The organism is bacterium, assembly GCA_020444065.1.
GTDB lineage: Bacteria > Sumerlaeota > Sumerlaeia > SLMS01 > JAHLLQ01 > JAHLLQ01.
In genome coordinates this window covers 70453-94907 of record JAHLLQ010000003.1, presented here as the reverse complement: position 1 = coordinate 94907, position 24455 = coordinate 70453, and the positions used below count along the sequence as shown (strand labels likewise).

At 60.6% G+C, this 24455-nt stretch carries 14 protein-coding genes and 1 pseudogene; 8 read left to right on the top strand and 7 right to left on the bottom strand.

Translation table 11 applies throughout. From position 1 onward, the window contains the following. Positions 1–124: 124 nt before the first annotated feature. Both KQI84_08205 and KQI84_08200 read right to left on the bottom strand, forming a co-directional pair. Positions 125–1837 (bottom strand): cation:proton antiporter, encoded by a 1713-nt coding sequence (locus KQI84_08205; GenBank protein ID MCB2154856.1) that lies wholly within the window; start codon positions 1835–1837, stop codon positions 125–127. A 51-nt stretch (positions 1838–1888) separates the two neighbouring features. Then, on the bottom strand, positions 1889–2944 hold the full coding sequence (locus KQI84_08200; GenBank protein ID MCB2154855.1) for a host attachment protein: 1056 nt from the start codon (positions 2942–2944) through the stop codon (positions 1889–1891). 96 nt (positions 2945–3040) lie between these two features. On the opposite strand from KQI84_08200, the gene nhaR reads away from it, so the two are divergent. The 4 genes and pseudogenes from nhaR to KQI84_08180 all read left to right on the top strand — a co-directional run bounded on the left by nhaR (position 3041) and on the right by KQI84_08180 (position 13522). Further along, complete coding sequence (gene nhaR, locus KQI84_08195) at positions 3041–3949, top strand: transcriptional activator NhaR (GenBank protein ID MCB2154854.1); 909 nt, start codon at positions 3041–3043, stop codon at positions 3947–3949. 180 nt (positions 3950–4129) lie between these two features. After that, positions 4130–4849, top strand: a complete 720-nt coding sequence (locus tag KQI84_08190; GenBank protein MCB2154853.1) for a hypothetical protein — start codon at positions 4130–4132, stop codon at positions 4847–4849. 607 nt (positions 4850–5456) lie between these two features. Beyond that, complete coding sequence (locus KQI84_08185; protein MCB2154852.1) at positions 5457–13106, top strand: C39 family peptidase; 7650 nt, start codon at positions 5457–5459, stop codon at positions 13104–13106. Positions 13107–13399: 293 nt separating this feature from the next. Then, a pseudogene (locus KQI84_08180) lies at positions 13400–13522 on the top strand (AraC family transcriptional regulator). Between the two features lie 14 nt (positions 13523–13536). Here KQI84_08180 and KQI84_08175 read toward each other — a convergent pair. Both KQI84_08175 and KQI84_08170 read right to left on the bottom strand, forming a co-directional pair. Then, on the bottom strand, positions 13537–14133 hold the full coding sequence (locus KQI84_08175; protein ID MCB2154851.1) for a hypothetical protein: 597 nt from the start codon (positions 14131–14133) through the stop codon (positions 13537–13539). Continuing rightward, positions 14105–14623 carry an N-acetyltransferase gene (locus KQI84_08170; protein ID MCB2154850.1) on the bottom strand — a complete coding sequence of 173 codons (519 nt, stop codon included), beginning with the start codon at positions 14621–14623 and terminating at the stop codon, positions 14105–14107. Before KQI84_08170 ends, KQI84_08175 begins: the two co-directional genes overlap by 29 nt. A 220-nt stretch (positions 14624–14843) precedes the next feature. On the opposite strand from KQI84_08170, the gene KQI84_08165 reads away from it, so the two are divergent. Then, positions 14844–19229, top strand: a complete 4386-nt coding sequence (locus KQI84_08165; GenBank protein ID MCB2154849.1) for a hypothetical protein — start codon at positions 14844–14846, stop codon at positions 19227–19229. Positions 19230–19308: 79 nt separating this feature from the next. On the opposite strand, the gene KQI84_08160 is transcribed toward KQI84_08165, so the two are convergent. Next, positions 19309–19974, bottom strand: coding sequence for a hypothetical protein (locus tag KQI84_08160; protein ID MCB2154848.1), 666 nt, complete (start codon positions 19972–19974; stop codon positions 19309–19311). Positions 19975–20146: 172 nt separating this feature from the next. Here KQI84_08160 and KQI84_08155 point away from each other — a divergent pair, with 172 nt between their 5' ends. After that, positions 20147–20542 carry a hypothetical protein gene (locus KQI84_08155; protein ID MCB2154847.1) on the top strand — a complete coding sequence of 132 codons (396 nt, stop codon included), beginning with the start codon at positions 20147–20149 and terminating at the stop codon, positions 20540–20542. Positions 20543–20546: 4 nt separating this feature from the next. On the opposite strand, the gene KQI84_08150 is transcribed toward KQI84_08155, so the two are convergent. After that, positions 20547–21419 (bottom strand): hypothetical protein, encoded by an 873-nt coding sequence (locus KQI84_08150; protein MCB2154846.1) that lies wholly within the window; start codon positions 21417–21419, stop codon positions 20547–20549. Between the two features lie 136 nt (positions 21420–21555). Here KQI84_08150 and KQI84_08145 point away from each other — a divergent pair, with 136 nt between their 5' ends. Next, complete coding sequence (locus KQI84_08145; protein ID MCB2154845.1) at positions 21556–22416, top strand: M23 family metallopeptidase; 861 nt, start codon at positions 21556–21558, stop codon at positions 22414–22416. On the opposite strand, the gene KQI84_08140 is transcribed toward KQI84_08145, so the two are convergent. Next, positions 22413–23294: a LysR family transcriptional regulator gene (locus tag KQI84_08140; GenBank protein ID MCB2154844.1), complete on the bottom strand. Its 882-nt coding sequence runs from the start codon at positions 23292–23294 to the stop codon at positions 22413–22415. The two genes, KQI84_08145 and KQI84_08140, sit on opposite strands and share 4 nt — an antisense overlap. A 152-nt stretch (positions 23295–23446) precedes the next feature. Between KQI84_08140 and KQI84_08135 the strand changes: the two genes are divergently transcribed. Then, a complete protein-coding gene (locus KQI84_08135; GenBank protein MCB2154843.1) occupies positions 23447–24364 on the top strand; it encodes a putative sulfate exporter family transporter in 918 nt (305 codons plus the stop codon). Positions 24365–24455 lie beyond the last annotated feature (91 nt).

Below are 24455 nucleotides of genomic sequence, written 5' to 3'. Positions count from 1 at the left end.
ATAATCGATTCCGTCTCCAAAGAGACGCCGGTGGCTGCTGCGCAGTTCAAGAGTGAAGGGGCTGTCCCCTCCCCCGGCCTGATCGCTGGATGCCAGAACTGGGCCTGAGCTGCACCGGAGTCGATTAATGCGCGTGCTCCAACTGTTCTTCCGCCACCTTCAGCGCCGCAAGGAGTTCGGTGGCCGATCCGGTCCCAAGCAGCCTCTCGACCGTCACAGCATCGGAAAGCACCTGGCTGATCGCGCGAAGAACGGCCAGCTGGTCTTCGCTCTTTCCGTCCTTGGTCAACAGCAAGAACACAAGTCGTGCCGGTGCACCGTCAAAGGCATCGAAGTCGACTCCTCGGCGATGGCGGCCGAGCACAAGAACCGGTTTTCGCAATCCCGGAATGCGGGCATGGGGAATCGCGATCCCGTACTGTAGACCCGTCGGCATGATCCGTTCGCGGGCGGCGACCGCTTCCTGAACCGCGGCGGCATCGAGCGTCGGATCCTTCCGGACAGCGAGATGGACAAGTTCGTTGATGACCTCGTCACGGGTTCCTCCCGCCAGCTCCATTTCGATCCCCGCCTTACCCACCAGGTCCCGGATTGAGACCCGCCTGGTGCTCTTGATAACCGCCTGCACCATCGTCCCGCTTACCATCGACGTCAGCAACGCCATGATCACGAGCGCCACAAAGAACTCCTCGTTGATCAAACCATAGCGCAGGGCCAACAGGCCAAGGATAATCTCCATCGCCCCGCGGGCGTTCTTAGCCGCTCCGATCGCCAACGACTCGCGCCGTGACAAGCCGCTCCACAATCCACCCAGGAAACAGCCCGCGATCTTCCCCACGCACGCCAGTGCAAACACAATCGCCACAGGCACCAGCGCGAAGTTCGAAATGAAATCCACGCTCAACCCAATCGACGCGAAGAAGATCGGTGCAAACGTGTAGCTAATGAACTGATCCAGCGTCGCCCGCGTCTGCTGCTTTAAATGCCCCGAATCCCCCAGCGCCACGCCGAAGAGGAATGCCCCGAAGATCGCGTGAATGCCCAGCCACTCCGTGAAGGCTGCACAGAAGAGCGCGACGCTCAGCGACAGACTCAGCACGCCCGCCGGCCAACTCAGATGTGCTTGCAGATACACCAGGATCCTGTGTACCAGCCAACGCCCAATCGTCAGCATGACGGCAACGAAAACCAACGTCAGCAGAATCACCATCGGCAAGGGCAACGCCGCTTTGCTCGCCCCCAACATCCCCAGGATGATTGCGAAGACAATCCACCCCAGCAGGTCGTTCACAATCGCCGATGCCACGACCACAACGCCGATGTCCGTCTGAATCAGTCCCACGTCACGCAGGATCTTCACAACCACAGGCAACGCCGAAATCGAAAGCGCCGTCGCAAAGAACAATGCAAACACGAACTGCTTGCCTTCCGGAACTTCCATCAGCAAACCGGGGGCGAACCACGCCGTGAGAAATCCCAACACGGCCGGCAAAGCCATTCCTGTCGCCGCCACCTTAAATGTCGTCGCACCTTGTCGGAACGCCACCGACAGGTCCACCTCCAGCCCCGCCACCAATAAGAAAAGCACGACCGACAGCGCCACGAGCGCCTCGAGCACTATGGCGACGTTTCCTTCGGCTGGAAACAGAGTCTGCTGAAGGTCCGGGGCAAGGCGCCCAAGAATCGTGGGCCCAAGCAGGATCCCCGCCGCGATCTCTCCCAGCACGGAAGGCTGACCCAACATCCGAGCCAACTCTCCCAACAAACGAGCCACGCCCAGCAACACGGCAATCGCCAGAAAGAGGTACGTCAGGTCCTGTGGTGTCAGATTCGCCATGGGCGCGGGTTCCCCTTAAGAACGCTCAAAATCCTCACTCCCCTCCCCCTGTCAGGCGCGGACAAGCGCCGCATTCGGAAGATGAAAGCGAAGGAGAACGGCAACGCCGCCCAAACGCCAGAGACGCTCGTCGCGCTCAATCGTTTCAATCTCCGCCCCCGCGGCCGTCGCGAGCCGTGCAAGCTCCTCGCGTTCGGAGCCGGGAATCCGTCGATCGATCACCAGCATGTCCACCTGACCCAATTGGAACGCCCGGCGTGCAGCATCGCTGCCCACCGCCGCCAGACCGCTCCGACGCAACTCGTTCAGCACGCGGTCGACCGTCGCACGCGATTCCACCCGCTCCTGCTCGATGAAGATCTCCAACGTCGACTCCACGACATTGTCTGTTTCGTGCGAACCACTCTGGCACCCAACCTGTTCGATCAGGATCTCCTCCAGATGTTTTGGCAATGCCTGGCGCACCATCCCCAACACCTTCGGCGTTCCCGACAGAACCAGGTGCTTGTAGCCTCCCTCGTACATCCGTTGCTCCAGTACACCGATGCACTCCTTCAGGAACTTGTCGGTTCTTCCTTTCAGGTGACGCTGATAATGGCGCCGCGTCCATTCGCGCCCCACGCGAGAGCGCAATTCCGGGCGCTCGCTCCACATCTGCCAGGTCACTGCTCCCAGATTCACTTCAGCCACGCTCACCTGATCCTCCTGGCACACCATCACCAGGTAGCGGTGATACACGTCCTTCAATTCCACCAGTCCATAGATGTTCGGCACATCGTCCACCACAACCGCATCGGTAAGCGGAGCCTGGAATTCGAGAGCGAGGAAGAACGGGACCTTCCCCTGGCGGGAAAACACCGCCACGCTGCGCGACGCGGGATTCAGGCGCTCCTGCAGGTACTCCTCGACCGCGTCGAGTGCCTGCTCCACGACCTCCCGTCGGCCCTCGTCCACGCCCTTGATCACCGTCCTCCGCCGCGCCTGAAAGGCGCGAAGCGTCTCCGAAACCGGCCGTTCGAGTGAGTGGTAGGAACTGACCATCAGGTCCTCGGTTTCTTCCAACTGGGCAAGTTCTCTGAGCTGTTGTTTGAAAGCCTGAAGTTCCACGGCAATGCCTCCGTCGAAAAGGTGATTGACGTGTACCCTCCCCAGGCCTGTTTTGCCAAATAGAAATAATAACTCAGATTGATAGGTTTTGTCTATATGGAATGGATCAACCACAATCACCTGTATTACTTCTGGGTCGTGGCCCGTGAAGGCAGTGTCACTGCTGCCGCGCGGGAACTGCGCCTCGCCCAGCCCACCATCTCCGCCCAGCTCAAATCCCTCGAGGACGCGCTCGGCGAGGAACTCTTCGAGCGCACGGGTCGGCGCCTCGCGCTCTCCGAAGTCGGCCGCATGGTCTTTCGCCACGCCGACGAGATGTTCCGCATCAGCAAGGACCTTCTCGAAACGCTGCGCAGCGAAGCGGGTTCCGCCTCGGTTCTGCGGCTCAACGTCGGGGCCGTCATGGTGTTGCACAAACTCCTGGTCTATCGCCTGCTGCGCCCCGTCATGGACCTCGACCGCCCCGTCCGCCTTTCCTGCCACGAGGGCAAGTACAGCGACCTGCTCGCCAAGCTCTCCGTCTTCGAACTCGACGTCGTCTTTGCCGACTCTCCCATCGGTGATCAGGCAAAGGTCCGTGCGTTCAGTCACTTGCTCGGCGAGAGTCCGGTGGCCGTGTTCGGAACAGCCGCGCTCGCGCGTCGCTATCGCAAAGGCTTCCCTGCATCGCTCACAGGCGCCCCTCTTCTTCTTCCCGGCGAAACCGCGGCGTCACGCCATGCCCTCGATCACTGGTTCGAGATGATGGATATCCACCCGCGCGTAGTGGGTGAGTTCGAAGACAGCGCCCTGATGAAAGTGTTCGGCCAGGCGGGCGATGGGCTCTTCGTCATGCCGACGGTAGTCGCCGACGAAGTCTGCCACCAATACCATGTTCGTATCGTCGGCGAGATTCCTGCAGTCCACGAGCGAGTCTACGCCATCAGCGTCGAGCGCCGCGTCAAGAACCCCGCGGTCCGCGCCATCGCCGAGAGTGCGCGAACAGAGCTCTTCGACGAGAAGTAGAAATGCGGGCGATTGGCTCAACGCATCGCTGCTTGGAGATACTGCGCTTGACCCTGGAGCGATCCCCATTCACGCTTCAATAAGTGCCCGTTTGTCAAGAACTTCGCTGCTTGATCAGTGAAGAGCATTGTGTGTCACGGACCCTCGGTTTTGAGCGTCCGCGGCAGAGGAAACGCGATCATGACACCCAACGCATACAATTCCGAGATTCACAGATGGACGGCGATCAGTCGAACTTTTCTGTTGGCGACCATTCTCCTGGTCGCCAGCCCTCAATGGGCCGAGGCCGCTGCGCTGGGCGTCGATCACAATGCAACAGGGACCGGCGATTGTGCCTCATGGACGAACGCCTTCGTCAGTGTCAGCGATGCGGTTTCGTCCGCCACTGCCGGAGACGAAATCTGGATCGCCGACGGAACCGACACAGAAGCGATCGATAGCGCATCGACCGTCACACTCAGCGTAGAGCCAAACACAGCCCGCTTCGGCTGCGGCATCGCAATCGTCGATCCAGGTGGCCCAGGACCTGGACAGTCGGATCCCCTGTTCGTCGATTTGCTTTCGTTTACGGCCTCAACCACCGGCGCCGGATCGACCGTATTGGTGGAATGGGTAACGGCTGCCGAAGTCAACATCGTGGGCTTCGAGATCTACCGTGCCACTCCGGATGGAAGCGGCGGATATTCGCTGGGAGAGAAGCTGACAACCACTCTCATACCAGGCAAGGGAGACCCCACAAGTGGGGCGACCTATGAGTTCACCGACACGGAAACGACCGTCGCGGGCGAAGAGCGTTGGTACATGCTCGAAGAGATCGATATCGTTGGCAGCAGCCTCTTCCACGGCCCGGCGCACGTAGCCGTCCCCGCCGATGAAATGGAATTCTGGACGGTGCACTGAGAACAGACCGCAGCGATGACGACTCGATGACTCTCCCCTGGCGGAGAGTCAACGGAAGCGTGTGCCGGGGGAGTATCTCCGCCCCGAGAGAGCCACGAATGAAATGCTTGGCGATCAGCCCTTCTTGTTCGCCGAGAGGATCGCTGCGACGATCAGGGACAGCCCGAATCCTCCGAGGATGCAGCCTGTGAAGGCAAATACTGAAGTGACACCGAAAACTCCCACGGGGAAAAAGAAGAACCCCGCACCAACACCCAAGACCAGCCCTCCGATAATTATCAGCAAGCTCCGGTCTTCATTCCCATTGTTTCCGATCATATTCCTGCCTTTCCGGCGAAAATGCAGTCCTTTCGCGTGAGAGGACTTAGTCCAACCATGATTATATGCTTTTGACATGTTTCACCTTCATCACTTTTCTGCAAATCACCTCCTGAAGTCGCAAACGCTCCCTTCATGGAGCCGATTGCGGTTGACCACTTGGGTCCTGCGCTCTAGCAGGAAATCATCGTACAATCGATGTCACCCTGATGGTCCCGAACGTTTCGCTGCGCGAACGTGAGGGGGAGAGGTCATTTTTATGCGCTGTCGTGCGTTTGCGACTGCCCTCATGGCAGTCCTATTTGTTATTGGGGCACCCCTTCTGCAGCAGGCTTTCGCAGAAATCGAATCGCCAAAGTTTACTCCCGTGGATGCGAGCCTTGCCGAGGACGCCGCTGAATACTACGCGGGACATTTCTGGCCGGGCTCGAATCTCATCTCCGTGACGCCGTACTACTCGCTCGACGGAAACGTGAGCGCGTACGCCTGTCAGTTCTCCCTGAACGGCGAGTCGCTCTCCCAGACGGAGATTCGCCAACGCGCCCTGGAGGCAAGCGATCGATTCGGCGAGTTCCAAGCCATGGAAGAACTCGAGGTCGAGACGCAAGATGTCAAAGAAGCCGCTGCGGCGGAAAAGAACATGGACATCGATCTGGAAGGCAATGCGACACCGCGCGAGGCGGTGTCGTTTCAGTTGAAGCCAGGATCGCTTGAGAAGGCAATGCGTGAGCAGATCGATCTGCAGAATCGTCAGGCAATGGAGGATCACGCAGAATTGGCGAAGCAGGCCGACAAGGAAGAAGCCCGCATTGCGATCAAGCAAGCGGACTCCGTCGGAACGATCATTATCGCGGCGCGTCGCGATGTGTACCCACTGATCGAATACTATCGCGGCGTAGCGCCTCACATTCGCGATCTTCCAGCGGTCCGTGCGACCGCGAAGTCGCCAGACGCGAACATTGCAAAGACATATTACTCCGGCCCGCTGGAGATTCTGCACGAATCCTCGTCGTCGCTGCGGAGCGCCAACGCGCCGCTTGTGAATCCGTACGAGCAGACGCTGGTCGAGCGCAGCACGCGAAGCGCTTCCGGTCTACCCTCTGCACCCGTAAGCAGCGAACGCCCATCGGCCGTCGATACGTGGGCTTCCTTTGAGAAGACAGGTGCCCCTCCCGTCATGAAAGTGCGCGCACACCGCGGCATGAACGACATGGATGGCGTTCCCTTCCTGTACCAATCGCAGTACGGCAAGAATGCCTGCGGCCCAACGACATTCGCAACGATCTATGCCTACTGGGATCAGCACGGATACGGCAATTTCGTCGACAATGGCGAAGTGATGCGCAGCTCCGATCCAGGCCACGAAGAGAACCTCGTGTACCACCTGATGGATGCGTGCGAATACAGCCCAACGCTGGGCACATGGCCAATGGGCGATCCAGTCGCAGAAGGCATGGAATACGTTGCCAAACTGAACAAGTACGGCAACTCGACCACGTTCCGCGCCAGCGACGACCAGCCGGTGTACTGGGACCGAATTACGAGCGAAATCGACGCGGGACGGCCGCTGGCGTACTGCTGGTGGCGCACCGCGGGCGATATCACCAGCGGCCACTGGTCGACGATCGTGGGTTACGACAGCACAACGGGCGAGCACCTCGTTCACCTGCACACAAACTGGGAAAGCGAAGCGCCCGACGGCATTTGGTTGAACGTCGACAACAACAGCGACACGTGGGAATGGGTGATGCACGTCCAGCCGGTCGCCGATCCGTACGATGTCGTCTGGTCGGAAGACTTCGAAGGCGAACTGGGCCCCTGGACGCACATGTCAAAGGGAGCAACCTACGCCAAATGGGGCATCACCGGTGAACGCTCCCATCAACGCACGATAGATCCCGAGCCCCCCGGTGGAGATCCCTCCTACTCCGTGCATCCCATTGCAGCTTCGCACGGCACGACCGTCGACTATCCCGCGAATGTCGACAACTACCTGATCTACGGACCGTTCAGCACGAAATATCATACACAGGGCGAAGTCGGCGTGGCGATGACGTTCGAGTACACGGACTTTCCCGATGACTTCCTCGGAATCGCAGCTTCGACGGATGGCGTAAACTTCGACGGCTATCTGTATCGCGAGCCTTCCGGAGGGTGGTATCGCGGTGCGCTCGGACTGCATGACATGCCGAATGTCGGAAGCGTCATGGGCGAAGACCAAGTCTGGGTCGCGCTCTGGTTCCACAGCGACAGCGATGCGAACGTCGACGAAGGCGCATGGGTCGACGACGTGACCATTCGGTTGTGGCCCTATCAGGCCCAGGCGCCTGTGGGCAAGCCCGACGCTCCGGAAGCGTCAAATGGCACGCGCAGTGACGGCATCATGGTCACTTGGAATTCTGTTCCCGGCGCGGCGCTCTATCGTGTCCATCGAGCAGTGGACGGGAAACCCTTTGCTCCCATCTCAACATGGATTCCCGACACGAGCATTCTCGATTGGAGTGCCTCCTACGATACGAATTACGCCTATTCGATCGAAGCGGCCGCGGGACCGGGCGGCTACCTGAAGAGCGAGGGCAGCGATTACAGTTGGGGCTGGCGCAGGTCAAAGGCCCCCACGAACGTAAATGCCTCGGGCGGCGCCAGCACTTCCGATATTCTCATCACATGGACCCCGAATGGATCGCAGGAATACTATCGCGTCTATCGCGCGCCGGATTGGAATTCTCCGTTGGATGCCTACCAGCCCGTCAGCGACTGGCTGCATGATCGGACTTGGTTCTCCGACACCTCGGCGGACCCAGGAACATCCTACTACTATCGCGTCCGCGGCGCGAAAGCTAACGATGGAAACCATCAAAGCTTCTGGAGCGATAGCGATGTCGGCCTGCGCGCGTTGACCGCTCCCAGCAACGTCTCAGCGAGTAAGGGCCAGTTCGTCGACAAGGTTCGCCTCCAGTGGAGCTACGAATCGGATATGTGGTTCCGCGTGTATCGCAGCGAACATCCTGAGGCGACTCCCACCGCTGTTTCAGATTGGATGACTGCCTCGATCTTCTACGATGACGACGCTTCGCTGCAACTCGGCAAAGTGTACTACTACCGTGTCCGCAAGGCGATCGACAACGAAGGAACATTCCAGAGCGGCTTCAGCTCAGCCCAGCAAGGCTGGACGGGCCTCGTTGCGCCCGCCAACGTCAGCGCAACCGATGGAGCCTACAATGATCGAATCCGCGTTTCGTGGGATGCCGTCCCGGGCGCAAACTACTACTGCGTCTTCTGGCATTGGGAAGCGGATGCAACGAACCCATACCCACTGAGCGGTTGGATCAGCGGGACAAGCTGGGACGCCACCGGCCTGGACAAGCCCGACTCGCAGTACTTCTGGGTGAAGTCCGCACTGAGCCCAGGCGGCTACCGCGCCAGCGAACTCTCCGACCCGGACGATGGATACATCCGACTCACCGACCCAGATAACGTCACGGCCAGCGACGGAACATCCGAAGAGCATGTCACAATCGATTGGGACCCTGTCGATGGCGCGAAATACTACCGCGTCTGGCGCTCGGAGATCGTCGATGGCTTCTACGATCCCGTCAGCCACTGGCAACAATCGACGTCCTTCGAAGACGCAACCGGCGACGCGATGAAGACGTACTACTACAAAGTGAAAGCCGCCTGGACATTCGACGGAAGTCGTCCCAGCGAGTACAGCTCCGCCGACAGCGGATGGCGCGCCCTCGGTCCACCGGTCTCCGTATCCGCTTCAAAGGGGACGCGGGAAGATGGCGTGCACGTCTCCTGGTATGTCGTCGATGGAGCAACACACTATCGCGTGGGCCGATCCGAAACACCTGGAGGCGGCCTGATACCCGTTTCCAACTGGGTGTCCGGCGGCGAGATCCTCGACGATTCGGCCGCCTCGGGTGGCGTGTACTACTATCGCGTTCAAAGCGCCACGAACGAATTCGGAGCAAATGCAAGCGGCTTCAGCGATCCCGCCGCGAAGGGCTGGCTGCCCCTTCCAGCGCCAACGGGATTGACGGCGACCGATGGCGTTTATGGAGATCGCGTGCACCTCTGGTGGGATGAAGCTCCCCCCGGCTCCTACTTCAACGTCTATCGCTCGGACGCGGAGGATGGCGAGAAGACCCTCGTTGCCGAACTCATTTCCACGCTTTCGACGAATGACGTTCCCCCGCAGGCAGGAGTGCGCTACTACTACTGGCTGCAACGTTTCCTCGATGCATCCGGCGAAGTGGGAAGCGAACTGAGCGAGGTCGAATCCGGCTGGCAAGCCGCCGACAAATGGAGCCAGCCGATCAACGACACCGACGGATACGACACCGCCTCCTATTACTCGCCCAGCTACATCGACTTCATGATTGTCGACGACTGGGAATGCCTGAACGGCGAACCGATCGTGCGCGTCAATTGGTGGGGATCGTACCTCGGGTACAACAACTTGAGCGCGGACCGCTGCGACCCGCCTTCGACTGTCGACATCGACTTCCGCCTCGCCTGGTACGAATACGATACCAGCGGCGCGGCACCCCGAATCGGCAGCCTGATCGCCGAGACCACCGTCAGTGACTACACCGAAGAGTGGTACGGCGCGATCATCAATACCGGGCCGCAAGGCAACGGCGACTACGAGCACGAGTTCTACTACTCCTGCGCCCTGCCGACGGAATGGAACCAGACACAGGGAGAACACTACTTCCTGGCAATCGAGGCCATCTACTCAACGGGCGGCGCGCCACTCGTCCAATGGGGCTGGGCAAACACGGAGGTTCAGAATGGCGTCGCGGCACAACTCTACACGGACAGTACCTTCACAGAGTCGCTGACCTATGTTGGCGGTCACCGCCTCGGCGGGCAAGACATGGACATGGCGTTCGAGCTCGTCACCGGTCCTCCGCCGCCCACGCCAACTCCGTCTCCAATTCCCACACCGGGGCCGAAAGAGGAACGTATCCCCAATATGACGGATGGCTACGACAATGCCTCCTGGAAAATGTCCGACGATTCCTATCAAGATCTCGTCGTCGATGATTGGACGTGCCCCGATGGCCAGCCGATCGTCAGAGTCTCCTGGAGTGGCTGTCTCTCCGGCTATGAGTACGACAATCCGGACCCCGTCGCAGTACCGTCATCAGGACTGCCTGGTAGTTTCCTTCTCACATGGTACGCTTCCGACACGAGTGGCGCCCATCCGGTTCCGGGAACAATCCTCGAACAAGAGACGGTGACCGAGTATACCATCACGCCTCGTGGCGAAGTCACAGGCTACTGGGATCCCAACTATACATTCCATGTCTTCGACGTTGAATGCAATCTCGCAACTCCGTGGAATCAGGTGCAGGGAACGGACTACTTCCTGAGCATCCAGGCGATTCAGGGTCCCCCTTGGCCATCCAACAACTGGGGGTGGTTCACGGCCGAATCGCACGAGGGTCAGTCGGCGATGTACTGGAGCGGCACAGGGTTTGATCCGATTTCGTGGCCACCCGGACATCGCCTGGAAGGCCAGGTGTTTGATCTGGCCTTCGAACTCTGGCCAAGCCTCGGCCCGACGCCGACTCCGTCCCCAACGCCGTCGCCCAGCCCAACGCCTTCTCCATCGCCGACGCTCACACTCACGCCGACGCCTTCTCCGCCGCCGTCGCCCTCCCCCACCGGCAGCCCCACGCCGTCCGACACACCTACACCGTCGCCATCGCCGACGCCGGACTACATGGGCTGGAACCAGCCCCCGGACACCGACGATGGCGATGCGATGGAGTCCTGGGGGGACGATGGATCTCGCGCGGCGAGCCACATCACCGTCGCAGACGACTGGCAAAGCATTCCCGGCGCGCAAATCGAATCCGTGCGCTTCTGGGGAGCCTACGAAGGCTGGAGCAACGACTCTGCCGAGCCGCCCAGTGCACCGACGATTCAGCCCGTTGCCTTCCAACTGACGTGGTACGACTACACCGATGCCGCCCCCCCGACGCCCGGAACCGTCATTGAGCAAGTCTCCGTCCCCACTTATTCACAGACCTGGCTTGCCGCGGTTGAACGCTGGGATGCGCCCGGCACCTACGATCATGTCTTCGAGTATGAAGTCACACTCCCAACACCGTGGACATCGGACGCCGATGCCACGTGGTTCGTTAGCATCGAGGCGGTGTTCGATACAACATCGCCCGCCTATCCGTGGGGATGGATGACCAGTGCAAACAACTGGAATGCCGCCGCACTGCAACAGCCGGTCGGCAGCGGTTGGCAGGAACTGACATGGCCGTCCGGCCATCCAAGATCCGGCACAGCCGTCAACATGGCATTCGAAATGGAGGGCAACCTGTCCCCCACGCCAACGCCATCGGACACGCCGACTCCAGTCGTCACCGCAACGCCATCGCCGACACCGGCGGACGTCCAGGCGCAGCAACTCCCGAACACCACTGACGGGTTCGGATCGACATGTTACTCCGACGTGGGGGCCACAGCGAAGTTCATCCAGGCCGATGACTTCGTGTTCGCCAACGATAACAGCGTACAAGCAATCCGTTGGTGGGGTTCCTATCCCGGATGGGAAAGCGCAACATCCGCGCAGGTCAACTCGCCCGCCTCGCTCGAAGGCCTGACCGGCAACTACGACTGGCCCGACGAGCGCCCGACCTACTTTGAGATCTCGATCTACGAGTACGTCGATGGCCTTCCGCCGCAACCGGGCGCCCTATTGTATACCGATGCGTGCCGCTCCTACTCAGAGGAATGGGTCGGCGCCGTCGAGCAATGGAACGCACCGGGAACGTACGAACACCTCTACCGCTTCCAGGCGAACCTCCTCTCGGCGTGGCCGTTGGAAGAGGGTGAACGCTACTTCCTCTCCATCAGCGCGCTCTACTCCGCCGAACCGGCCACCTTCACGTATCACTGGGCGTGGTTCAACAGCGAGGAGCACTGGAACGCTGCCGCCCTTCGCAGCGAAGACGGACTGAATTGGAACGCACAATACTGGCCCGTCGGCCATCGACTGGATGGCTCGCCAATGGACATGGCGTTCGAAGTCTGGACAAGTCCGCTGGCTGCGCCATCGCCGACTCCGTCCCCTTCGCCGTCGCCAACCCCGGCGCCGACGCCAACGCCGGCCACGTGGTACACACTGACACTGAACGCAACAAACGGAACGATCGCCGCTGCGCCCGATCAACCCGGGTACGAATCGGGAACGATCGTGGAACTGAATCCCCATGCCGCGGAAGGCTACGAGTTCCTGGAATGGAGCGGCGACGTTCCACTCGAGCAGACGTTGGAGAACCCTCTGATGCTCACAATGGACAGCGCCAAGAATGTGACGGCCGAATTCGTCGTTGCCAGCTACGTCCTGAACATCAACGTCGAAAACGGATCGTATAACATCGATCCGACCAGCGCCGGCTACAATTACGGCGATACGGTGACAATCGAGGCGAGCTTCAATTCCGGTTGGGAGTTCGATCACTGGACAGGAGACATTCCGCCGGGAGCCGATCCTTACGCCAACCCGCTTATCCTTGTCGTCGAGACGGCGCACGAGGTCACGGCAATCTCGTCAGCGATCGCAACGCCGACTCCAACGCCCGTTCCTGCTCCGACCCCGTACAGCAAGCAGGATTCGGATGGAGATGGATTCAGCGATGAACTGGAAGACCTCTACGGTTCAGGACGCTCGGATCCCAACTCGCGTCCGAACTTCGGGGACGTCAACGGCGACGGAGTCACCAACATGACCGACGGCGTCGTGCTCGCTCGCCTGCTCGACGGCGGAACCTTGAATCCCTACGACAACCGGTTCGATGCCAACGTCGACGGCGTCGTCGACATTCGCGACGCCTGGATCCTCTACGGATGGTCCATCGGCCTGGCCGGCTATGAAGTACTCCCAGTCTACGGAGGAGGTGTTCCCTAAGCCGAATCCGCTGGCGGATCCTCACCGTCGCGGAACGCGCTCGCTCGCCGATCATGGGAGCGAGATACGGGCTGGTCTTGTACTTCGCCCTGTAAGCATCATCGATGCGATCGTTGATGGAGCCCTCCACTGGTTCGAAGTGGACTTCCTTCGTCATGCCCGGGGCTGCACTCGCCTTCGTCTTCACAAACGCAAGCGGTTACCGAAAGAGGAGGAGTCTCCCGGCGGGATGGAGATGATGTTCGATGAATAGAGTTTCTTGTTTGAGTGCATAAAGAAATGCTGAGGAAGGAAGTCTCGCCGTTGGCTACGAAAGCACGTCCCAGTTCAGCCGCGAATTCAAACGCCTCTTCGGCACCACCCCCGCCGAAGAAGCCCACCGCCAAAGAGCCCGCCTCACGGTGCACGCGATGTGAAGTTGCGGGAGGAATCAAAGCCCGGATGGGTGCGGAGAGAGCCACTCCTTCCATTGCTCCCGTGCAAGCGCAAAATCCTCGCCACATGCGAAGAACAAATCTGCGCCGCCATCATAGGGAGCATAGGCACTTCCTCCCGCCAAATTGGCTAAGACAATCTGAGGGATCTTCCACTCGGCCGTCTCCAAGATAAGATCATCGTGGGCTCCAGACTGCCAAATCACTTCTTTCGCAGAAATATGATACTCGTCCCATTTGTCCTCGTACGAAAACTCCGGAATCGCAATCGCCCGCTCATGCAGATAGGGGAAAAAGAGGACGCAACGTGCCGCTTCTCCGAGCATTTTCGCGGCAACGGTATTGTGACGATGAAGCAGGACTTCTCTATCGCGATCGTCTTCGGGTTGTCTCTTCGAGTCGGGCAGGCTGTGGATACGCAGCCATCGATCTTCCAGGATCTTTCGCATACAATGGCCGAACGGAGGAACGTCCCCGAAGGAGATTCTCCAATCCCGAATGACCTTGTCGATGTCCACTTGATGCACCTCTCGCAACCAGATCGATCCCCCCAGCTCAAACCCCTCACATCGCATCCAGCAGAAACGCCTCATGAAAACACACACTCCCGCGGGGTGTGCTGCCGTCCAGCGAGAGCGCGAAGAACACCTCTGGCGGGACGCCTTCGAGGTGCAGGTCGGATGAATTCGCGAAGCCGAACTTCTTGTAGTACTCCGGGTGCCCAACAAGGCAGCAGCCGCGCGCGCCGATGCCCTTCAGACGCGCCAACCCTTCTTTGATCAGCGCCTTGCCGATGCCCTGCTGTTGCAACTCCGGCAACACGGAAACCGGCCCAAGTCCATACCATCTTTCCGTGCCGTCCGAGATCGTGATCGGCGAAAACGCGATGTGTCCCACAACGCGGTCATCGATTTCTGCAACCAGCGAAATCGTCAACGCACCCGCCGTGCGCAGCGCATCGACAATCAAGTGCTCCGTCTGGTTGCTGATCTCCAGCGTCTTGAAGGCCGCGATCGTCACGTCCGAGATCCCGGCCACATCGCCGGGCGCTTCGTCACGAATCAAACAACCCGAAGCCGTCATGTGAATATCCTCCTGATCCGCCATTGAACTGCTTACTCAGAACATTCCATTCTCGGCATCCGCAACGTCAATCGCGTCCATAAACAGACAAACACAATTAATGTTCTCTGCATTGTCTTTATTGTACCGAAAAGCCCTACGCCTCCCGGGCCGGATATTGCTTTGGAGCGTTAAGTATCCATATTATGGCTATTCTGAACCTGAATTGGAGATATTTTTCATGAAGTCGCTATCGCTCTCCCTCCTTGCGACCATAGCAGTGGGCTTGCTCGCCCCCTCTGCGCTTCCGGCTCAGGAACGCAGCACGCTTACTTACATCCAAGTCACCACGCTTGTGGACGAGGATGACGGCACCATCGATCCAAGTCTCGGTACCGGCACCAGCCTTCGCGAGGCGATCACCCTCGGAAACTTCGAGTTCGATCCGAACCTCGATCTGACCTCTCTCAGTGGAACGCTGTCTCTGAACTCGTCGCTTCCGCCGATCACAGGCTCCATGCAGATCACGGGACCGGGCGCGGGCAGCCTGACCATCAACGGCAACGGCAACCGTATCTTCTTCATCGATGCCCCGGACGTCCTGATCAGCGGCGTTGCGCTCAAGGATGGTTACGCGAAAGGCGGCGATGGCGGCAGCGGCATCATCCCGCAGATTGGCGTCGGCGGCGGAGCCGGAGGCGGCGGGGCCGCCGGCATGGGCGGAGCCATCTTCATCAACAGTGGCAACACATTCACCACCGACGTTGCCTTCGTCGATAACACCGCCCAGGGCGGAGACGGAGGACCGGGCTACTGCTACCATCAGGACTCTGCCGGTGGTGGCGGCATTGGCGGCGATGGCCAAGATGTCTACCCGTCCTACTCTGCCGGCGATGGTGGCGGCGGCGGCTCATTGGGCGGAGCCGGCGGCACGGGCGGAGTCGGCGGCCCCGGCGGCAATGGCGGCCCCGGAGCGGGCGGCGGCGGCTCCCCCACCAGGTTCACGGGAACGCTTGATATCCTCGATGGATACGACGGCGGCGCCGGAGGCTTCGGTGGCGGCGGTGGCGGAGGCGGCGGTGGAAACTACCTCGGCGATGCCGGCTTCGGCGGAACCGGCGGCTTTGGCGGCGGTGGCGGCGGCGCAGGCGAATTGCGCGCGCTGAACCAGACCCGCATCGATGGAATCGGCGGCCCCTTCGGCGGCAATTCCAACAACGGTTGCGGCGGCGGTGGTGGCGCAGGACTCGGCGGGGCGATCTTCGCGCGCGCCGGCTCCTCTCTCACTGTCACAAACTGCACCTTTGATCGAAACAACGCAATCGGCGGCGCAGGCGGGCATTCGTCGAACGGAGAAAGCGGTTCCCCCGGCGAAGGCAAGGGCGGCGCGATTTTCATCATGGAAGGCGCCACGTACTCGCAGACCGGGATTTACTACGGCGGAGACAACATGGCCTCCGACGACGCACAGACAATTTTCGACAACGACAACTTCTACGGAAATGTCGTTCAGCCAATCGACCCGGACGTCCAATCCATCACACGCCTCGATCCCCAGCTCTCGAACCTGCACAGCGTCTCCTCTCGCACGGATTTCAGTCTCGCCGCTTCCGGCGTCGATGCGTCCGACTTTCAGGTGAACACGCTCACTGGCAGCTTCGACTCTCTGTCGATCGGCGACGTCACGAATCCCTTCACCGGTGCGATGAGCTTCGATTCGCCAACCGACCGATTGATCGTTCCGAACATTGCGAATTTTCCTACGGATGCGTTTACAGTCGAGATGTGGTTGAGGCCAAACGGCTCAAGTTTCTCTAACCAGTACATCTTCTCGTACGCCGTTGCGGGAACGGATAACGAAATTCTCCTCGGCGATCTAGGCAACCTTGTCATCTTTATCAATGGATCGTACTTCACCACCGGGATCGACATCAACTCCGGCGGTGGCGGTGATTGGACTCACCTCGCCGTCTCATGGCGTTCTTCCGATGGCGCATACACAGTCTACCGCAACGGCGTCGTGGCCGGCAGCGGAACCCTCTCCGCAGGCGTTCCGATTTCGTCCGGCGGTTATCTGGTACTTGCCGAAGATCAGGACAGCCTCGGCGGCGGATTCTCCGCTTCCCAATTCTACATCGGCGACATGGATGAAGTGCGCGTCTGGAATGACGTTCGGAGCGAAGCCGAGATCCAGGCGAATATGTTCAAAACGCTCTCCGGTTCCGATCCGAGCCTCGCTGCCTACTATAAGTTCACCGCGCTCGAAGACCTGGGCGTCACCGTACCATCCGCGGGTTCTCTCGACGTCGCCGATGCGAGCGGCAACAACAACAATGGCGACACGAGCGCCGGCACCACGATCTCAACAACCCCCGCCGTGCCCTCGCCCCAGTGGGATACGGAAATCGTTGTCGGCAACGGAGAGGGCTCGTTTGACATCACGCTCGTGGACGACGATTCCATCGTGACCCCCTACGGCGGAATCCTGGGCGGCAGCGGAGCCGGCAACGGCAACTTCACAACCGACCAGCCATACGAAGTCGATACGCTCGATCCGACTCCGGTCTCGATGACTTACTCAGGCGCGAATCCCACTGACAGCCAGGAGTTGCGCGTCCCAGTGCGATTCTCTGAGGTCGTCAAGGGCGTCGATCCGACCGACTTCTCGCTCGGTCTCACCGGAGTCGTCGGCGCAGCCATCACAGGATTCGATTCCATCTTCGGCGACGCTCTGTCGCTGACTGCCAGCGGCTACATCCGCACAACCGACCACTCTGCAATCAACGATCTGACGAACGGATTCACGATCGAGTTCTGGATCTATCCGAATTCAGATGGCAGCAGTGGTCACATCTTCAGCGCAACCCCGGACGCCGCAAATGGCTTCTCGGTGTACTTCTCACAACGGCGAGTGATCTTCATTCGCTACCCGGACAACGTCTTCCACGGCAACTACAACGAAGTGATGCCCGGCCAGTGGTCTCACGTTGCATGCGTCTATGATGAGAACAACCTGAACACGGTTTATGTGAACGGCGAAATCGCACACACACGCCAAGGCGATGCTCCGGCCGGCACAACGTCCGGTGGCTTCACCATTGGCGCATGGAACATCGATCCGAGCCTCGCGCAGTTCGATGGCAAGATCGATGAACTGCACGTCTGGGATCGCACACTGACACGCGCAGAGATCCTCGATCACATGGGACGCAGAATGTCTCCCCCCGAAACCGATCTGCTCCTCTCCATGGGCTTCGAGGGCGACCTCGCCAACGATGGCCCCACAACACCGGTCCTCACGACAACGGGAACCATCGGCTACGCCCCCAACTCCAATCCGATTGTTGGAACCGAATGGGTCGCCCTCGTCGATACGGGCACGGGCGAAGGAATCCTCGACCTGAACTTACTCAACGACGGCTCGATCACCGACGTCCTCGGCAACCCGCTCAGCGGATCGCTATCGCCGGTCGAAGTCTTCATCGACCGCGGCGACCCCGGCATTCCCCTCGTCGTCGATACGCTCATTGACGAGAACGACGGCTACCTTGTCGGCGATGTCTCGTTGCGCGACGCCATCAACTTCGCACAGGGCAACGGAATCCCTGCCAACATCACCTTCGCAGGCGCCGCAAGTTCCGGCACACTGACGCTGACCAACGGCATGCTGCCCGTGATCGACGGCGACATCACAATCACCGGCAATACCCCGCCCATCGTGATCGACGCAGGCTCCGCCAGTCGACACTTCCTCGTGCGCGCCGGCAGCCTTTCGCTCGAAAACCTCGACCTTCAGAATGGTCAATCCGCAGGCTACGCCGGTGGACAAAAATCCAGCTTCGGTGGCAGCGGCGGAGGTGGCGCCGGCATGGGCGGCTCCATCTTCGTGAATACCGGCGCCACGCTGACTGCCCACAACGTCAGCTTCGATGCAAACGTTGCCGTTGGCGGCGGTGTGAACAGCGGCACGGCAAACTCTGGCTCAGGATCCGGCGGCGGCGGCTTCGCCAGCAACGGGCAGAATGCCACGTCATTCCCGGGCAACGGCGGCTCCGGCGGACCGCTCGGCACGGCCGCGGCCGGCGGCAAAGGCGGAACATACGGATACAACGTGCCCGGCACCGTCGGCGGCCCTGGCGGATTTGGCGCAGGCGGAGGCGGCGGCGGTGGAACGAACAATTCGACGCCGGGCGTCGGCGGTGACGGTGGCTACGGCGGCGGCGCCGCCGGAGCGGGACGTCGCTGGCAAGTCAATGCTGCCAATGGCCAGCCCGGCTCGGCCGGTGAGTTCGCCGGAGAAGGCGCGGGCCAGATTGGCGGCGCAGGCGCAGGCCTCGGCGGCGCCATCTTCGTCCGCGATGGCGGAACGATCGCGTTCACGTCCGTTGCCCTGACAAACAACCAGGCGAACGGCGGAACCGGCGGAGCCAACCGCGGCCAAGGCAAGGGCGGCGCCATCTTCATCATGCCCGGCGCATCCTTCAACGGCACCGATCTCACACTCGAGGGCAACGCCGCCGAAGACTCCAGCAGCTTCGGCTTCTACCCTGAGACCTTCCTCGACAACAACGACATCTACGGCTTCGCCTCCGGCACAGGCCAGACCGAGTGGATGATGCTGTACTAACAGACTCGACAAGAAACACCCGCGGGCCAGGGACGTGCAAACGCACGCTCCCTGGCCCGCGATTCATTTAACGTCAGGCTCAGCGATCCTCCGCCGTCCCATCGCACCAATCGACGAACCACAGCGCTGCCTTCTCGAATTCCGTTCCCTGATAACGAGACGCCGAATCTTCAAATAACGCCCTGATCCCGTCGTGCAGGGGCTTTCCATCCGCGACGGACAAGTCGGTCTCGGGATGAAGAGGCAAAATGCTGCGCTTGCAGTTCACAGAAAAAGCCGCCGCTCGTTCCCACTCTGGGACGTATGGCGAGAACATCGGCTTCTCGACGAGAAACGCGAGATGCAACACCTTCGTCGTGGATCCATCGTCGGTGCATGACCATGGAAGATGCTGCCCATCCCCCTGGGGAAGCGTGCTGGTATCAATGAACCGCAGGCTCAGCATCAGCTTCCGATTCTCGGGGAGATCACCTTTCAGGGTCCGGACAACTGAAACCTTGTAGTCCTTCTCCGGGACATCCCACTCCATCGTGGGCAACAGATTCGTCGGGTTCTCGCGCAATCGTCGCGCATCCGGGGATTCAAGAATGCGAATCACCGAAACGCCGTCCGAAATTCGGAGTGAGGAATCAAGATTCGGGCTCACGCCGTAAATCGGTGCCGGCACAGGACTCGGCGCCAGCACCAGCAAGATAAATAGCACCGCCGAAAACAGAAGAGCTCTGCGCCTTCCATCCGAAATCACAAGATGCCTCCTCCGGACAATCGTGATTTCCAGTCAACGCGAAAGCTCACGAAATGGCAAGAGCAATGCAACGATCACTCCCCGACCCGACGCCCAAATCTCCTTGTCTGCAACAGAACCTCCGCCTACAACATGGATGTCCACGATGGGACGTGACACGGAGGAGAGTTCCATGGTCTGCAAAGCAATTCTTGCCATCATCGCAGCACTTGCGATTTGCTGTGTCGGATGTACGAGAGGCCCGCTGCCTCACGAACAGGTACTCGAGTACTACCAGCCCGGAGTGAAACGTGCGGACTTGCTGGGGGCAGAACCCGATCCGGATTTCATTCAATCCGTGGATCGGCCCGCGAAGGGGTGGCGAAGCGTAGAGAACGACCCTCTCTCGATTTGTGAACGAGCCGCCGGAGTGGAAGATCGCATGGACGTCACCGTAGCGCACGTAGACATGGTCCCAGTCTTCCGGTTTGCCTACGCATCCGATATGATGCCGGGCCTCTACCACGACTACTTGTTTTTCGACTCCCAGGGTGGCCTGATCACGTACGAACGACAATTCGTCGACTGACGCCTCACCGCCCCGCGATCCGCTCGAACGCATCCACAAACCGCGCGGCGGAATCGGGGTCCATGTTGAAATACAAACTCGGCTCGATCACCTCCACCTCCATCACGCCCAGCCCACCATCCGGGCAACGCGCCAGATCGATGCGCGCATAAAGCGTCTCGCCTGGAATCGCCGCCAGCGCTGCCTCGCTCGCCGCGTGCATTTCGTCCGTCGGCGTGATCGGCTCCATCACGCCGCCATGCTCCTCCTGCACGCGGAAGTCCCCCGACTTCGGCCGCTTCACGATCGCGTGACTGTACTCGCTCAGGAAATAGAACAGAGAAAGCTCGCCCTCGCCCAGGATGGAATCCAGGAACGGCTGCGCCAGGTACTCCGCGCCAGCATAGTGCTTCGCCGCAGCGCGCGCGATCGCGCCATCGAACGGTGCCGGAATCCGAAAGACCCCGTCCGCGTTCGCGCCAAACAGAGGCTTCAGAATCAACTCCTCCGTCCCCAATTCCGCCGCCAGCCGCGGCAGGTCCTCCATCGTGGCATTTCGCCCATGAATCGTCGGCACAATCGGCACGCCCGCCTCTCTCAACCCGAGCAAGTACGCCTTGTTCAAATTCCACTCAACAATCTCGAGCGAATTCATCAATTGCGCACTCGACGCGTCGATTCGCCGCAGCGCCTCCAGAAACTCCGCCGGCGCATTCTGATAATCCCACGGAGAACGAATCACCACGTACCCGTACTGCCCCCAATCCACCTCCGCGCGCCACGAGACATCGTCCACGCGCCATCCGCGCTCGACGAGAATATCGGACGCCAACTTGTCGTACGTAAAGAACCCCTCCAGGCTGTCCATTGTCAGAAAAGCAATCGGCTTCGCGGTCATTCCATTCATCCTCTGCGGGTGATTCCAACTCGTTGGGTGCGTAGACTCCCCGCCCCTGCCCCGCAAGCGCAATTGCCAATTGCCGGGCCCGCTAAAACCTGCCATGCTTCTCCTGAATCGCCGGAGGGAGCCCGCCTTGCTCAGCACGATCGTCATCCTCGTAGCCGCTGCCGCTTTGATCGCTTCCAGCGCCACGCGGTGTTGGCGCATGCGACAAGCACCCCACGATTGGGACTGGCGAACGCTCGCGCAAGCGGCGCCCGGCATCACCGCGGCGGTCTTCGCAGCCATCGCACTCGCACTCGGAGCCGGCCTCTTCTTCCAAGGCACTGTCGTGCTCGCCATCGATGTCTTGGCAATCGTGCTTGTTCTAACCTCAGTTGCAGAAACCGTCGTAGCGATGCGCTTCGGACCACCGGCACAGATGAGAAGGAAGAAACTCATCGCATCCTCCGCGGCCGCAGCAATCGGCCTCTTCATCCTCGCTTTTGTGTGTTTCTTGCGCACGGCGCCTAGTACTACCTCCGCGGCGATCCGTCTCGATCTGCCCGTCCATGGCGAGTGGCGCGTCGTCACCGGCGGCCGCACGGGACTCACAAACTACCATCACAACAACCCGCGCTCGCAAAGCTACGCAGTCGATATCGTCAGCGCCGCCGGCCCGAGCGAAGGCCGCCCGATTTTTGCTCCCTGCAACGGCCGCACCGTCAGAGCCGTCATCGACCAGGCCCCCGGCGGGGCTTCACCGGAGGGCAACTACGTCATCATCGAAGCAGCCGACGGCACACAGATCTGGATGGCGCACTTCCGTCAAGGCTCTGTGCGAGTTCATGAAAACGACATCGTCAAGAAGGGCCAACAAATCGCCGAATGCGGCTCCACCGGATCCGCCGACGAAGCTCACCTGCACATCCATGCTCAACGCAACGATGACCCGGTACCAATGCTGTTCGGCGAAAAGAAAGCCTTCCTCCTCCGCAACGATCGCCTTCCCTAACCCCTCTCCTTCAGCATCCGGTGAAACTCCTTCACCGGTCCGCCCTCGTGGCGGTCCTTCAGTTGAATGAAGCGCAGCTCGCGCGGAATCGCGAACGGGATCTTCACCTCGACCAAACGCCCCGAATCGATCTCGCCCGCCACCGTCATGCGCGAAAGACAAGCAATGCCCAGCCCAGCCTCGATGGCATGTTTGATCGCTTCTGTGTGCCCGAGCTCAAACGCGCAGTGCGGTTCCAGGTCCTGCGCGCGAAACGCCTGCTCGAACACCTCGCGCGTTCCCGAACCCTTCTCGCGCATGATCCACGTCGCCGCCGAGAGCTGCCGCCGAGTCGCACGCCCTTTCTTCGCCCACGGGTGCTCCGGCCCCACGATCACGCACAACTGATCGCGCCGCCAGAACTCCGACATCACACCTGGATGCGAAACCGGCCCCTCGATCAGCGCCGCGTCGATCTGCCCATCGATCAACTGCCGAACCAGGCTCTCCGTGTTCTCCACAACCAGCGAACACTCCACGTCCGGAAACCGCCGCTGAAACCTCCCGATGATCTCCGGCAGCAAATAGATCCCGATCGTCGTGCTGCCGCCGACATGCAGCCGCCCGTACACGCGACCGTCCCGCTCCGCCAGTCCCTCCAACAACGCATCTGCCTCGCGCAGCACACGCCGCCCGCGCTCCGCCACGAACCGCCCTCGGTCGTTCAGATACAAGCGCCGACCCGAACGATCGAACAGCGCCCCCAACTGCGCCTCCAACGCGCGCAGCGCCATGCTTGCCCCGGCCTGCGTCAGGTGAACACGCCGCGCCGCCTCGCTCACACTCCCCGACTCCGCAACCGCCGCCAACACCTGGAGTTGCCGCATCGTGATATTCATATCAGGAATCCTTATGCTTAACTCCAACTATTTGTCAGTTTCCTTATACACCAGGTCGCTGGCAAGGAAAAGGCGCGCAGGCAACACCACTGCTCGCGATGTGGGAGGGGAAGGAACCGCGCTCCACGTCGTATTCCAATCGAAGGATCGTCTTGTCCGTGGAAATCGCCCTGATCTTCTCCCTGATGCTCGTCCTGTCTTTGCTCGGCTGGGTTTCGCCCGTCGTTTGCCTGATCGCGGGAATTGGATACGCCATGATGCGAACGCCTGGCGACGCCTTTCGCGAGCGCGCCCACCACCTGAGCCAACTCATGCTGAAGGTCTCCGTCATCGGCCTCGGCTTCGGCCTGTCGCTCGGCACGGCCCTGCAAGTCGGGCGAGAAACCGCGCTGCTCTCCGGCGGATTCATTCTCTTCACGTTGTCATTAGGATGGTTCGTCAATCGACGCATGCGGCTCGAAAACAACACCGCGCTCTTGATCGCCGTCGGCACTGCGATCTGCGGCGGCAGCGCCATCGCCGCCGTCGCGCCGACACTCAAGGCCAACAGCCGCCAGGTCGCTTTTGCCGTTGGCGTCGTATTCGCCTTGAACGGCCTGGCGCTTGTGCTTTTTCCGCCGCTCGGACATTGGCTCGGATTCACGCAACACCAGTTCGGCATCTGGGCCGCGCTTGCGATTCACGACACCAGCAGCGTCGTCGGTGCCGCCAGTCAATACGGCAGCGAAGCCCTCAACATCGCCGCCACCACAAAACTCGTCCGAGCACTCTGGATCATTCCCGTCGCGCTGATCGCCGGCCGCCTGAACCGCACCGAAGGCACGCCGCCCATCCCCGTCTTCCTGATCGGCTTTCTGATCGCGTGCCTGCTGCGCACTTTCCTGCCCGGCGGTGCGGCCGTCTGGTCCGGCCTGCGCATGCTCGCCCAAGCCACCCTTGGCGCAACGCTCACACTGATCGGCCTTTCAATCGACCGCCACGTTCTGCGCGCCGCCGGCTGGAAGCCCCTCGCCTTCGGGATCGCTCTCTGGATGGCCGCCATGGTCATGTCGGCCGTTTGGGTGGCGTAATCGCCAAGCGGAAACAATTCTCAGCACCTGGAATGACGAGAACACATTCTCACCATACCCATCCTCCGTCCCAAGTTCCACGTGCACGCGA